Here is a 12,738-nt window from a genome sequence, read left to right as displayed (position 1 = left end):
TCTGGGACAATTCCTGTGCGAAACCCCGTGCGCCCCGTTCCACGACGCGCGTCGCACCGGGGGCGTCCCATCGGAAGGAACATCCCGTGACCACCGCAAGCAGCCCCACACCGCCCGCCGAGCTCCTTGAGTCGGCCCGGCGCGACCACGCCGCCCTGGTCGAGCGTGGACTCTCCCTGAACCTGACCCGGGGCAAGCCGTCCGCGCGCCAGTTGGACCTGTCCGCGGATCTGCTCGAACTGCCCCGAGGCCGCCACACCTCCGCCGACGGCACCGACTGCCGCAACTACGCGGGCGCCCCCCAGGGCCTGCTGGAGCTGCGGGAGATCTTCGCGGACCTCCTCCAGGTCCCGGTCGAGCAGCTGATCGCGGCGGGCAACGCCAGCCTCGAGCTCATGCACGACTCCCTGGTCAACGCCTTCCTGGGCACGGTTCCCGGTGGGACCGGACGCTGGGCGGACGCCGAGCGGGTCGCGTTCCTGTGCCCGGTCCCCGGCTACGACCGGCACTTCGCGCTGTGCGAGCGCTTCGGCATCGAGATGATCCCGGTGCCGATGACCGACCAGGGGCCCGACATGGACGTGGTCGAGCGTCTGGTGAGCACCGACGCCGACATCAAGGGCATCTGGTGCGTGCCCAAGTACAGCAACCCCGACGGCGTCTCCTACTCCGACGAGGTCGTGCGGCGCCTGGCCGCGATGCCCACCGCCGCCCCGGACTTCCGGATCTTCTGGGACAACGCCTACGCGGTGCACCACCTGACCGACGAGGAGGTGGAGATCGCCGACCTCCTCGGTGCCTGTGCCGAGAGCGGCAACCCGGACCGCGCCCTGGTCTTCGGGTCCACCTCCAAGGTCACCTTCGCCGGTGCCGGGGTGGCCTTCCTGGGCTCCTCGCCCGCGAACGTGAGCTGGTTCCAGGGGCTCGCCGGCAAGCGCTCCATCGGCCCGGACAAGATCAACCAGCTGCGTCACGCGATGTTCCTGGGCGACGCCGAGGGCGTGCGCGCGCACATGCGCCGCCACCGCGAGCTGCTGGAGCCCAAGTTCGAGACCGTGGAGCGCATCCTCAACAAGAACCTCGGCGGCACCGGTCTGGCGACCTGGTCCACCCCCAAGGGCGGCTACTTCGTGCGCCTGGACGTGCTGGACGGCTGCGCCCGCGAGGTGGTGCGCCGGGCGGCCGAGGCCGGGATCGCGCTCACCCCCGCCGGTGCCACCCACCCCTACGGTGAGGACCCGCAGGACCGGACCATCCGTATCGCGCCCTCCTTCCCGGAGCTGGACGCGTTGGAGGAGGCCATCGAGGGTCTGGCCGTGTGCGTGCGCCTGGTCGGTGCCGAGAAGCTGGTCGCCGAGCAGGGCTGATCCCCCCGGCGGTCACCGTGACCGCGAGGCGCCCCCGTCCCACCCGGACGGGGGCGCCTCGCGTGGTGGTCAGGGGGTGACGTCGATGTTGGTCAGCCCCCGTGTGGCGTTGCTGACGGTGTTGGAGGCGTGCACCACGTTGGGCTCGCCCGCGCAGTCGGACTGGCTCCACAGGGCGATGGCGAAGCCGCCCACCCCGCCCAGGTCGGAGTGGTTGTCGCGGAAGACGTTGCCGCAGCCTGCGCCGTCGACCTGCTGCGTGCTGGTGTAGCCGTGCGCGAACACCCCGGGCCGGTCGAAGGTCCCGGTGTTGTGCTCGAACACGTAGCCATTGCCCTTGACGTCCACCCAGCTGTCCGCGAAGTTCTGGCCGGAGATACCCCGTCCGTCGAAGGTGTTCCCGGAGATCAGGCCGTCGCGGGTGCCCTCCTTGATGTCGAGGTGCTCTCCTCGGACGTCGGGGCCGAAGTGGTTGCCGGTGACCTCGGTGCGGTCGCTGCGGTCCACGCCGTCGTCGCCCCCGTAGCAGCCCCAGTTGCTGTGGGCCGATCCCAGGTAGACGCCCTCCCCGAAGCCCGGCTGGACACGGCCGGTGTCGGTGATGCGGGAGTCGCGGACGGAACCGTCCGAGCTGGAGCTGCGGAAGTGCACGCCCTCGTCGTCCGTGCCGCGCACCTCCAGGTCGCTCAGGTGGACGTGGTCGGAGCGGTCGATCACGACCCCCTTCCTGGAGTCGGCGACGGTGAGGCCCCGCACGTTCCAGTGGTCGGCCTCGTAGAGCCACAGGCCGTAGCCGCTGCTGTGGGTGTCGGGAGCGGGGCAGCCGCTGCCCGAGGCGGGTTCGTCGTTGACCAGGACGGCGTCGGAGGGGCCGGTCAGGGTGATGGGGGCGGCGCTGGTCCCGGGAGTGGTGGCGACGAAGGAGCCCACGTACTCGCCGCTGTCCAGGGTGATGGTCTGACCCGGTTGGGCGTTGGCCAGGGCCTCCTCCAGGGCGGGGGCGTCTGAGACCCGGACGTCGGCTGGGACGGGCTCGGCGTGCGCGGGGAACGGCGAGGCCGCCAGGGCGACCGCTCCTGCGGCGGCCAGACAGAGGGACAGGCGTCGGGTGCGGGGGGTGGGCACGGGGCAGACCTCCGTGTCGGAGTGGGGACTCACCGTGAGTGAGGGTGTGACCACCGACCCTAGGGCGGGCTGGGCGCGCCATCAAGGGAGTCCCGACACCCCGTCGGACGCTGCCCCGTTCTGTCGGCCTCGTCGAGGACAATGCCGGGTATGAGCGATCAGCGGCATCACACCATCGACTACGTGGAGATCCCGGTCACCGATCTGGCGGAGACCAAGCGGTTCTACACCGAGGCCTTCGGGTGGCAGTTCAACGACTACGGGCCCTCGTACGCGGGGATCCGCTCGGCTGACGGCTCCTCCGAGGTGGGCGGGCTCAACCCGGCCGGTGAGGTTCGTGTCGGCGGCCCACTCGTCCTGCTCTACTCCGAGGACCTGGACCGGACGGTCGCGGCCGTGGAACGCGCGGGCGGTCGTGTCCTCCAGGGCCCCTACGACTTCCCCGGTGGGAGGCGCTTCCACTTCGCCGACCCCAGCGGGAACGAACTGGGGGTGTTCGCGGACTCCTGAACCCGGGCGCGGGAGCGCCCCGCCCCCGCCGTGCGGGAGCGGGGCGCGGGGGCGCTACTGCTTGGGGAAGCGCAGTGTGGCCCCGGCGTCCGCGTCCGGTGTCTCGCGGTCGGTACGGGTGTCCACGCTCTGTTCGGGCACGGGCAGCTCGGTGAACTCGGCGTCGGACATCACCGCCGCGCGCAGCATGAGCGCGCTCGCCGGTGCCTGGAACCCGGCGTCGGGGTCGTCCAGGCCGCGCGGCGAGGTGTCCACCAGGACCGGCGAGTGGTGCGAGCCCCACAGCTGGGGTTCGTTCTCCCTGTCGGCGCCCAGCAGGAGCGTTTCCACCCGGGCCTCCGACAGCATCGGCAGGATGGAGCTGGTGCCCTTGACCGCCTGGTCGTGCGCGAGCTTGCGCTGGTAGTCGGAGTAGACACGGGTCCGCTCCTCGTGGATGAGCTCGCGCAGGCACTCCTCCGCGTTCTCGTGCAGGCGCTCCTCGGCGTCGGTGCCGCCGCGCCCGCCGGCGACCACCTTGATCGGGATGGTGAGCTGGCGCGGGCCGAGGTTGTCACGCAGGTAGGCGATGGCCTCGTCGTCGCCACCGGCGATGATCACGGCCGCGTCCACCCTGCGCACCGCCTCGCGGACCAGGTCCGCCACCTGGGCCGCGTTGCCCCGCCACCGGTCCTGCGCGGTGCCGGTGTCGGCACGGCGGCCCCCGGCGTCACCGCGCTGACCGGGGAAGATGCGGCTGGCCCCGTCGATGTTCTGCATGTTCTCACCCTCGTTGGCGGCCTCCATGACCGGGCCGCGCGTGGGGTGGCTGGGGTAGGCGAACACCTTGGCGTTGACCCGGTCCAGGGCCACGAGGACGTAGGGGAGGCGGCGCCCGCGGTCGATCGCCAGTGGGAGGGTGTCCGGGACGGGCAGGAACGAGGCCCGGTCCTGGGAGGGCGGCACGGCGAGGGTGTGCGCCCCCAGGAGCCTGCCCTCGGAGGCGTAGAGCGCCTGTCCGTGGTCACCGAAGGCGCGGGAGTTGCCCTCCCCCACGGCCTCCTCCAGAACGTCGAGGGTGGCCGCGTCGGTGCCGAGCGCCTCCAGTTCCTCGCGCAGGTGGCGCCAGCGCAGTTCGATCTTCTTGTCGGCGTCCGTGGTGTCCCGACTGGTGTCGAGGTGCACCGAGGCCACCGGGCCGTCGCTTTCGTACAGAGGTCGCAGAAAACCAAGGTCCATAGAGTCCGCGGGGCGTGTGTACCCCGCCCCGCCCACCTCCTTCTCGGGGTCGGCCTGCGGGCCATCATGTGGGGCCATGGTGCGGGTTGGAAGGGCGCCGCGTCGATACAGACACGGATGTTGCCCGAAGATTTCCAGGTTTTTCCCGATCATCCCTTTCCGGGGGGTCAGTCTTGCCGGGCGCCGGACCCGGGCTCGCCCCGTGCCTCGGCGTCGGACAGGGCCCGGTCGACCAGCCCCGGGGCGAGCACCAGACGGGCGGCCACGGCCAGCGCCAGGCCGATCAACCCCGCCGTGACGAAGGGGGCCGCCAGCGCCCACTCGCGGCTCCACGGCCCCTCCAGCACGGAGACCAGGGCGCCGCCCAGGCCCATCCCCACCGACAGCAGTCCCCAGGAGACGGTGCGGTGCGCGCTGAAGACCCGGGACCGCAGGCGGTCGGGAGTCAGTCTCTGGATGAGGGAGATCAGGGTGATGTTCCACCAGGTGGAGACGAACCCGGTGAGGAAGTAACAGACCACGAAGCCCGGAACGGAGCGTAGGAGCCCGACGGCCAGGGCGGTCGCTCCCAGGACCGTCAGGACCCCCACCATGGCGCTGGAGGGGTGGATCCGGCCCGAGAAGGAGGGCACGACGAGCGCGCCCGCGACCGCTCCGAAGGCGGTGACGGTCATCAGCAGACCGTAGCCCTGCGCGCCCACCCCCAGCACCTCCTGGGCGAAGAGCACCAGCACGGCGCCGTTCATCGCCGCCGCCAGGTTGGACGCCCCCGAGACCAGCGCGAGCGGCCGCAGGACCGGGTGCCGCCACAGCCACACCAGCCCTTCGCGCAGCATCGCTCCGATCGAGGGCCGCTGGCGCGCGGACTCCCCCGTTCCCTCGGGCGGGTCCTCCGCCGCCGGGCGGAAGTCGCCGCGCATGCCGGCCAGCACCACGACCGCGAGCAGGACCAGAGCGGCCTGGGCACCGAAGGCCCAAGCGGTGGAAACCGCGAGCAGCGCCCCGGCAAGCGGCGCGCCCAGGAACTTGTTGAGCACGCGTTCCACGACCTGGAGGAGACCGTTGGCGCGCTCCAGTTGCTGTCGCGACACCACCGCGGGCACCATCGACTGCGCGGTGTTGTCGAAGAAGACCTCGCACGCGCCCACCAGCAGCGCGATCAGGATCAGCAGGGGGATCGAACCGGCTCCGAGGACCACCACGGCGGTCAGGAGCACCAGCAGCATCGCCTTGACCGCACCGGCGCGCACCATGAGAGTGCGCCGGTCCGTCCGGTCGCCCACCACTCCGGCGACCAGTGCCAGGCACAGCCAGGGCAGCCGGGTGGCCGCACCCACCAGCGCGATCAGGAGGGCGTCGTCGGTGAGCGTGGTGGCGTACCAGGGCAGCGCCACCACCGCGATCCCGTCGCCCAGGTTTCCCAGCCCCACCGCCCCCAGGAGTTGGTGGAACCGTCCACCCAACGGTGCGCGGCGGCCGCGTTCGTTCGGGGGCGTGTGCGGGACGTTCTGGGACATGTGACCTTCCGATGGGGGCGGGGCTCGGACTGGCACGGTAGAGCGTGGCAGGCGGTAGTGACAGCCGGTTCTCCTGCCAGCAGAGGGCACTTCGGTCGGACCTGACCGGAAGTGAACGGCGACTGTCGGGTCGGGCGGGGACCGCGTCCCTAACGTCGGTGGTGAAAGAGGGAGGCACACGTGCTGGACCGGTTGAACGAGGCGCTCGAACGGGTCGAGAGGGACCCGGGTGAACCCGTGGACGTGGCCGCCATGGCGCGGTCCGCGCTCACCTCGGAGCACCACTTCCGGCGGATGTTCTCGGCGCTGTCCGGGATGCCGCTGTCGGAGTACGTGCGTCGGCGCCGTCTCACCCTGGCCGGGGCGGAGGTGATCGAGGGGCGGGACACCCTGCTCGACATCGCCGTCCGCTACGGCTACGGGTCCGCTGAGGCCTTCGGTCGGGCGTTCCGGGCGATGCACGGGATCAGTCCGGGCGAGGCCCGGCGCACGGGCGCGGCGCTCAACTCCCAGTCAAGGCTGGCCTTCCGCCTCACCATCGAAGGGAACACCACCATGCGCTACCGCATCGTCGACAAGGGCGCCTTCCGCCTGGTCGGCCCCGGAACCCGGGTTCCGCTCGTCCGGGAGGGCGTCAACCAGCCCATGACCGAGTTCGTCCTGGGCCTCGGCGACGAGGTGTACGGGAGGTTGGCGGAGCTGTCCGACCAGGAACCGCGCGGCGCGCTCTCGGTCACCGTCACGCACGACCCCGACCGGCGCGAGGGCAGCGACGTCAACTTCTCCGTGGCCGCCGCGACCTCGGCCTCGGGGACCCCGGAGGGGATGCGGGCCCTGGACGTGCCCGAGGGGACCTGGGTCGTGTTCCCCTTCGAGCGGCTCGGCTTCCCCGAGGCGATCCAGCGCGTCTGGGTGTACGCCGCCAGCGAGTGGTTCCCGTCCAACCCGGCCTACCGCTACCGGCACGGCCCCGAGCTGCTGAGCGTGGAGTACGACGGCGACCTCGCCTCGGGCGAGCTGTGGCTCCCCGTCGAGCGGACGCCCGGCTGAACCACGCGTGCGCACCGTGACCCCACAGCGGATCACGGTGTGTTCAGCGGTCGCGGGGTCGGGTCCGGGCCTGCTCCAGGAAGCGACGCAGGACCTCGTTGAAACGTCCCGGGCGTTCCAGGTTGGGCAGGTGGCCCGCGCCCTCGATGATCTCCACGACCGAGTCCGCGATGCGGACGTGCATGAGTTCGGCGCCCCCAGGAGGGGTGAAGCCGTCGTGCTGGCCCACCACCAGCAGGGTGGGCGCCGAGATGTGCCTGAGCAGCATGGTGTGGTCGGGTCGTTCGGCCCGGCCCAGCTGAGCGGCGGCGGCGCCCTCGGGCGGGGCGGCGTACATCATGGCGCGCACGTGGTCGGCGACGGCGGGCTGGTCCCGCACGTTCTCGGCGGTCATCATGCCGACCAGCATCTCGTCGGTGTAGCCGCGCATGCCCTCCACCCGCAGGCGGTCGGCCATCGCCCTTCGTCTGGCCCTGCCGGTCTCGGTCTCGGGAAGCGGGTTGGTCGCGGCCAGGGCCAGGGCGTCCACGCGGTCCGGGAAGAGCCGGTACAGCTCGAGGGCGACCTGCCCGCCCATGGACAGGCCGACCACGTTGACCACGTCCAGTTCGAGGTGGTCGAGGAGGGCGGCCAGGTCGCGGGCGAGGGTGTCCAACGAGGTCACTCCGGGTACCACCGTGCTGCGTCCGTAGCCGCGCAGGTCGGGGGCGATGGTGCGGTATCCGCGCCCGGCCAGTGCTCTGACCTGGGGTTCCCACATGGTCCTGTCGAAGGGGTGACCGTGGACGAACAGGACGGGGCATCCTGCGCCGCGGTCGTCGTAACTGACGCTGATCCCGCGCACGGACGCGAGACGCGGGCCTTCGCTGTTCGCGGTGTCCGTCGTCTGGTGTGTCACAACAAACGATGCTATTCACGGACGCAAGGGGATGAACAGGGGGCGTGGGGAAAGCGGTCGGGCCGCAGGTGGCGCCTGGTCACCTACGGGCCGGGCGTCGTGACCCACCGTCCTCGGGCACGCGCCACCCACGCCGGGAGGGACGCCGAACCTCCACCCGGATGACACCGTGCCCGCTACTGAGCCCCTGGCACCGGAATCGCGCCTGTTCAGCAGGGGTAGAAACGGGTCACGCGCAGGAACTCCGGGAGCGATTCGGCTCGCTCGGGGTTCGGTGCCCGAGCTCGCTGCCCCGTGTTGATGAGGAGGTCCCGACGGTGGACGGAAAGGCCCTGCAGGAGGCGGCGGAAGAGTGTGCCCAGAACCTGCCGGAAACCACGGTGTACTCGTTCGAGCCCGGTTGGGAGGCCTTCAGGGTCCACGAGAGATGGTTCATGTTGATGACCGAGGTCCCGCGGCATTCCCGCGTGCGCGACGCGCGGGTCGTGGCTGGTCAGCCCGTCGTGATCGTCAAGGCCGATCCGAGCGACGCCACGACGCTCCGTGAGGCGTACGCGGACATCGTCGCCGGCTACCACATGAACAAGCGGCACTGGATAACTCTGGCCCCTGGCGACTCGATCGACACGAAGCTGGTCGAGGAGCTGGTGACCGAGTCCTACCGTCTCGTGCTCGATACGCTGCCACGCTCACGTCAACCCGCTGACCCGGAGGCACGCGGCTCCTCAACGCGGGGGTAGGTGCCCGCGCCGTGGTCGGACGGATCCGGGCAGATGACGGCCACCCCGTGGTGCCGGGGTCTCGTCCCGGACCGGCCTCGGCCAGGGCCAGGACCTGGTGCCGTCGCTTCACGCGCTCAGTAGGGGGAGGCGGCTCTTCGGCCGGGGTCAGCGTACTTCGCGCAGCGCCGGGTGCGGGCCCAGCCTCGGTACGGGCGGCAGGGGGCGATGTTCGGGTGTGGCCTGGAACGCCTGGATCAGGTACGCGGCGAGCCTGCGGGAGGCGGCCACGGCGTCCTCCTCGGAGTCGGCGCTGATGCCGCTGTTGGCCATGATCACCAGGGTGAGGTCGTCGCGGACGAAGTCGGGGCGCAGCTTCCCGGCGGCCTTGGCGCGGTGGGCGAGTTCAGCGAAGGTGTTCTCCGCCCTGATCCGCGCCTCGTCGAAAATCGCCCCGCCGACGAAGGCGGCGCGGCAGACCTCGTTGAACCCCCGGTCGAGGGCCTGCATCGCGCACAGCTCCTCGATGAACCCGCGGAAGCCGCGCCAGGGGTCGGGATCGGCGGCGGCCTCGTCCAGGCCCGCCAGACAGACGTCGAGCTGTCCCCGGAACACCTCGTGGACCAGGCTGTCCTTGTGGGGGAAGTGCCGGTAGAGCGTGGCGATGCCGAGCCCCGCGCGGCGGGCGATCTCGGTCATCGACACCTCGATCCCGCTCTCCAGGAAGGCGGCCCGGGCGGTGTCGAGGATGCGACGGCGGTTGTGCAGCGCGTCCGCGCGCGGCTTCCGAGAGGATTCGTTCGGCATGCCTCTCATTTTACCGCTAACCGGAGTTACCCCTCCGTTTCGGTGGTTACCTGGGGAGAAAGCGGGGTGCGGGACCGTTACCACCGCCCCCAGGACCGGTACGGACGGAGAAGACCTTGGTGGAGATGCGTGCGGCCCGATACGACGGCTATGGAGGGCCCGAGGTGCTCTACGAGGGCCGCGTCCCCCGTCCAGTGGCCGGCCCCGACCAGATCCTGGTGCGGGTGCACGCCAGCAGCGTGAACGGCGGGGAACTGCTGGTGCGCTCCGGGCGGCTCGCGCTGGTGACCGGGAGGCGCTTCCCCAAGGGGATGGGCATCGACTTCGCCGGGGAGGTCGTGGAGGCGGGCGCGCGGGTGAGGGGGCCCGCCGTGGGAGACCGGGTGTGGGGCGTCCAGGGGCGAGCCGGAGGCAGCGCGACCTCCGAGTACGTGGCCGTGCGTCCCCGACGGGTCTCCCTCAGCCCGGCCGGTCTCGACGCGGTCGAGGCGGTCTCGCTGCTGGCCGGTGGCACCACGGGAATCACCGCGCTGCGGGACATGGCACGGGTCAGGCCGGGTGAACGCGTCCTCGTGCGCGGCGCCAGCGGAGGGGTGGGCAGCGCGGTCGTCCAGCTCGCCAGGGCCATGGGGGCGCACGTGACCGGTCTGGCGGGGGCGCGCAACCTGGACTTCGTCCTTGGTCTGGGAGCCCATGAGGCGTATGACTACGCGTCCACCGGCCCCGCCGAGCTGGCCAGGCTGGAGGGGTTCGACGTGATCATCGACACCGTCGCCTCCGACCTGCCCGAATACCAGCGGCTCCTGACCCGGAGGGGGCGCCTGGTGGCGTTGTCCCTCGGGTCGTTCTCCTCGGCGGTGCGCCTGGCGGGCGCGACACTCCTGCGATCCCGCCGGACCATGTTCTTCAGCGGCAACCCGAAGACGCCGCTCTTCCGGGACCTGGCCGGGTATGTGGAGCGCGGAGAGGTGCGCCCGGTCGTGGACACGGTGCACGAACTGGCCGACATCGCCGAGGCCCACCGCGCGCTTGAGGCTGGTGGCGTGCGGGGCAAACACGTCGTTCGCCTGACCTGAACCGGGCCCGTCGAGCCCTGCTCGGCGGCTCCTCCGGGCATCCGGATCGTGTCGCGGTCCTCAAGCCGAGGGCTGCGGTGCCGCCCGCTCCCCCTGCGCCCCGCCTACGCGTCGTGGGGCGTCGCCACCTGGGCCCAGGCCTCCGTGGAGCGGTGCGCACCCAGCCCGGCGGCGTCGAACTCGTCGCGCTCGTCGGGGCCGACCACCACCCCCGGTCGGCGCAGAGCCCGGGCGATCGGGGTCCCCTCCCCGGGCGTGGGCTCGCCCACCGGTAGGTGGAGGGGACCCAGGTCCACCACTCCCCGATCCCACACGAGTGCCCTCTGCGAGCCTGTGCCGCCGAAGGAGTCGGCCTCGACGTAGGCGACCGGTCCCCGAGCCGACCACGCGGTGACGCGCTCCACCAGAGGCACGGTGAGGCGGACGAAACCGGAAGGGGCCTCGGCCGCCGGGTCGTCCCCGGAGGCCAGCGCCTCGGTGACGGGCACCAGCACGAGCCCCTCACTCAGAGTGACGGACACAACCGCGGAGAGGTCCGATCCGACCGCCCGAAGGAGCGACGGCGGAGCGATCACGGCTTCGAGAGCGTCACCCATGCGGACCTCTTGAGGGGGTGGGGCCAGAACGTAAGCGATCGTAATATCCCAGGGTCGACGAAACACCCAGGCTGCGACCCTCAGTAACCTTGCCGTCACCGAAGCGGAGGTAATGTTCACCGCGTAGGCGTTGGGTCGTACCACTTTCCATGGCCGGATGGACCACGGTTGCTCCCGTCCCGGGCACTCCGGGGCGGTCCGCCGCTCGAACCCAGGAGACCGTACATGCCGGGTACACCCGCATCCCCCGATCAGTCCCCCACGCTGTTCCCGGGGCCCGCAGCCACCCGCCGCCAGGCGTTGGTCGGTGGCGCCGTCACGCTGGGAGCCGCCGCACTGGGCACCTCCCTCGGGGCACCCTCCGCGCTCGCGGCCACCTCGATCCCCCGGAACCCCGCGATCTCCGACCCCTTCACCCTGGGCGTCGCCTCCGGCGACCCCCTCCACAACGGTGTGGTCCTGTGGACCCGGCTCGCTCCGAACCCCCTGGCCGAGGACGGGCTGGGCGGGATGCCCAACCGCGCCGTCGAGGTGGAGTGGCAGGTCTCCCACAGCGAGAACTTCGGCACCCTCGCCGCGTCCGGAAGCGTCGAGACCCGCCCCGAACAGGCCCACTCGATCCACGTGGAGCTGGAGCGCCTGCGCCCCAGGGCCGACTACTTCTACCGCTTCCGGGTCGGAAACGAGATCAGCCCCGTCGGCCGCACCCGCACCGCACCGCTTCCGGGCGCCCGCGTGAACAGGTTCGACTTCGCGTTCGCCAGCTGTCAGAGCTACACCCACGGGCACTACACCGCCCAGGCGCACCTGGCGGAGGAGGACCTGGACCTGGTCGCCTTCCTCGGCGACTACATCTACGAGACCCCCGACCAGGGCAGCATCGGTCGCGGCCACTACCCCGAGGTGGAGATCCGCTCCCTCGCCGAGTACCGGCTGCGGCACGCCCAGTACAAGACCGACCGCGACCTCCAGGCCGCCCACGCGGCCTTCCCGTGGGCGGTGGTCTTCGACGACCACGAACTGGAGAACAACTGGGCCGACGACACCTCCTACGAGGAGGACATCCCCCCGGAGGAGTTCCTGCTCCGGCGCGAGCACGCGCTCAAGGCCTACTACGAGCACATGCCGCTGCGCGCCGCCCAGCGCCCGGCCGGACCCGACCTGCACCTGTACCGCAGGCTGACCTTCGGCAACCTGGTGGACATGCACCTGCTGGACACCCGCCAGTACCGGGACGTGCAGGTGGCGGACTCCGAGCGCGACGACCCCGGGCGCACCCTGCTCGGCGCCGACCAGCGCCGGTGGCTGTCCCGGGGACTGTCGGACTCCAAAGCCAGGTGGAACGTCCTGGCGCAACAGGTGTTCTTCTCCCAACGCGACTTCGCCGAGGGAGACTCGACCAGTTTCAGTGACGACGCCTGGGACAACTACCGGGTCGAGCGGGACAGTGTCCGGGACGAGATCGCCGGGGTGTCCAACCCGGTCGTGCTCACCGGCGACGTGCACGCCAACTACGTGGTGGACGTCAAGGCCGACTTCGACGATCCGGGATCAAGGACGGTGGCCACCGAACTGGTGGGGACCTCCTTCACGAGCGGTCAGGACGGCGCCGAACAGAACCCGGGCGACGCGGTCCAGCTGGCCGAGAACCCGCACATCAAGTTCATCAACCGCCGCCGCGGCTACGTGCGCAACACCGTCACGCCCACCGAGTGGACCGCCGACTACCGGGTGGTGGACTACGTGAGCCGGCCGGGCGCGCCCATCCGGGACCGGGCCCGGTTCGTCATCGAGGCCGGTCGTCCCGGCGTCCGGTCCCTGGCCTAGGACCAGCCCGCCCGGCATCCCACCCCGG

Annotated in this window: 12 protein-coding genes; 6 read left to right on the top strand and 6 right to left on the bottom strand. The window is 71.3% G+C overall.

Going from position 1 to position 12,738, the window contains the following annotated elements:
• Window positions 1-86 precede the first annotated feature (86 nt).
• Window positions 87-1,367, top strand: a complete 1,281-nt coding sequence (locus BDW27_RS05680) for an aminotransferase class I/II-fold pyridoxal phosphate-dependent enzyme (protein WP_017543337.1) — start codon at window positions 87-89, stop codon at window positions 1,365-1,367.
• A 69-nt stretch (window positions 1,368-1,436) separates the two neighbouring features.
• On the opposite strand, the gene BDW27_RS05675 is transcribed toward BDW27_RS05680, so the two are convergent.
• Complete coding sequence (locus BDW27_RS05675) at window positions 1,437-2,492, bottom strand: NosD domain-containing protein (RefSeq protein ID WP_199560551.1); 1,056 nt, start codon at window positions 2,490-2,492, stop codon at window positions 1,437-1,439.
• A gap of 150 nt (window positions 2,493-2,642) precedes the next feature.
• Between BDW27_RS05675 and BDW27_RS05670 the strand changes: the two genes are divergently transcribed.
• Entirely contained in the window at window positions 2,643-3,002 is a 360-nt protein-coding gene (locus BDW27_RS05670) for a VOC family protein (RefSeq protein WP_017543335.1), read from the top strand.
• Window positions 3,003-3,056: 54 nt separating this feature from the next.
• Here the strand turns inward: BDW27_RS05670 and BDW27_RS05665 are convergent, their stop codons facing one another.
• Together BDW27_RS05665 and BDW27_RS05660 are read right to left on the bottom strand one after the other, a co-directional pair.
• The gene (locus BDW27_RS05665) at window positions 3,057-4,220 is read right to left on the bottom strand and encodes a hypothetical protein (RefSeq protein ID WP_110048497.1); all 1,164 of its coding nucleotides are present in this window, start codon (window positions 4,218-4,220) and stop codon (window positions 3,057-3,059) included.
• Between the two features lie 167 nt (window positions 4,221-4,387).
• Complete coding sequence (locus BDW27_RS05660) at window positions 4,388-5,737, bottom strand: MFS transporter (RefSeq protein ID WP_110048496.1); 1,350 nt, start codon at window positions 5,735-5,737, stop codon at window positions 4,388-4,390.
• 180 nt (window positions 5,738-5,917) lie between these two features.
• On the opposite strand from BDW27_RS05660, the gene BDW27_RS05655 reads away from it, so the two are divergent.
• Window positions 5,918-6,787 (top strand): helix-turn-helix domain-containing protein, encoded by an 870-nt coding sequence (locus BDW27_RS05655; protein WP_110048495.1) that lies wholly within the window; start codon window positions 5,918-5,920, stop codon window positions 6,785-6,787.
• A 43-nt stretch (window positions 6,788-6,830) separates the two neighbouring features.
• Here BDW27_RS05655 and BDW27_RS05650 read toward each other — a convergent pair whose 3' ends face one another.
• The gene (locus BDW27_RS05650) at window positions 6,831-7,685 is read right to left on the bottom strand and encodes an alpha/beta fold hydrolase (protein ID WP_110048494.1); all 855 of its coding nucleotides are present in this window, start codon (window positions 7,683-7,685) and stop codon (window positions 6,831-6,833) included.
• 317 nt (window positions 7,686-8,002) lie between these two features.
• On the opposite strand from BDW27_RS05650, the gene BDW27_RS05645 reads away from it, so the two are divergent.
• Complete coding sequence (locus tag BDW27_RS05645; protein ID WP_110048493.1) at window positions 8,003-8,425, top strand: MmcQ/YjbR family DNA-binding protein; 423 nt, start codon at window positions 8,003-8,005, stop codon at window positions 8,423-8,425.
• A 147-nt stretch (window positions 8,426-8,572) separates the two neighbouring features.
• On the opposite strand, the gene BDW27_RS05640 is transcribed toward BDW27_RS05645, so the two are convergent.
• Complete coding sequence (locus BDW27_RS05640; protein ID WP_110048492.1) at window positions 8,573-9,211, bottom strand: TetR/AcrR family transcriptional regulator; 639 nt, start codon at window positions 9,209-9,211, stop codon at window positions 8,573-8,575.
• A 125-nt stretch (window positions 9,212-9,336) separates the two neighbouring features.
• On the opposite strand from BDW27_RS05640, the gene BDW27_RS05635 reads away from it, so the two are divergent.
• Window positions 9,337-10,287, top strand: a complete 951-nt coding sequence (locus BDW27_RS05635) for an NAD(P)-dependent alcohol dehydrogenase (protein ID WP_199560577.1) — start codon at window positions 9,337-9,339, stop codon at window positions 10,285-10,287.
• 104 nt (window positions 10,288-10,391) lie between these two features.
• On the opposite strand, the gene BDW27_RS05630 is transcribed toward BDW27_RS05635, so the two are convergent.
• Window positions 10,392-10,883 carry a hypothetical protein gene (locus tag BDW27_RS05630; protein WP_110048491.1) on the bottom strand — a complete coding sequence of 164 codons (492 nt, stop codon included), beginning with the start codon at window positions 10,881-10,883 and terminating at the stop codon, window positions 10,392-10,394.
• Between the two features lie 225 nt (window positions 10,884-11,108).
• Here BDW27_RS05630 and BDW27_RS05625 point away from each other — a divergent pair, with 225 nt between their 5' ends.
• Entirely contained in the window at window positions 11,109-12,710 is a 1,602-nt protein-coding gene (locus BDW27_RS05625; protein ID WP_017543327.1) for an alkaline phosphatase, read from the top strand.
• Window positions 12,711-12,738 lie beyond the last annotated feature (28 nt).

Source organism: Nocardiopsis sp. L17-MgMaSL7, from assembly GCF_003182025.1.
GTDB lineage: Bacteria > Actinomycetota > Actinomycetes > Streptosporangiales > Streptosporangiaceae > Nocardiopsis > Nocardiopsis prasina.
Note: the sequence above shows the minus strand (reverse complement) of the source record. Positions and strands in the feature narration are given on the sequence as shown.

Coding starts and splice junctions, on each gene's coding strand:
- BDW27_RS05670 (WP_017543335.1), top strand. CDS start 2,643: ATGAGCGATCAGCGGCATCACACCATCGACTACGTGGAGATCCCGGTC.
- BDW27_RS05660 (WP_110048496.1), bottom strand. CDS start 5,737: ATGTCCCAGAACGTCCCGCACACGCCCCCGAACGAACGCGGCCGCCGC.
- BDW27_RS05665 (WP_110048497.1), bottom strand. CDS start 4,220: ATGGACCTTGGTTTTCTGCGACCTCTGTACGAAAGCGACGGCCCGGTG.
- BDW27_RS05640 (WP_110048492.1), bottom strand. CDS start 9,211: ATGCCGAACGAATCCTCTCGGAAGCCGCGCGCGGACGCGCTGCACAAC.
- BDW27_RS05625 (WP_017543327.1), top strand. CDS start 11,109: ATGCCGGGTACACCCGCATCCCCCGATCAGTCCCCCACGCTGTTCCCG.
- BDW27_RS05635 (WP_199560577.1), top strand. CDS start 9,337: ATGCGTGCGGCCCGATACGACGGCTATGGAGGGCCCGAGGTGCTCTAC.
- BDW27_RS05630 (WP_110048491.1), bottom strand. CDS start 10,883: ATGGGTGACGCTCTCGAAGCCGTGATCGCTCCGCCGTCGCTCCTTCGG.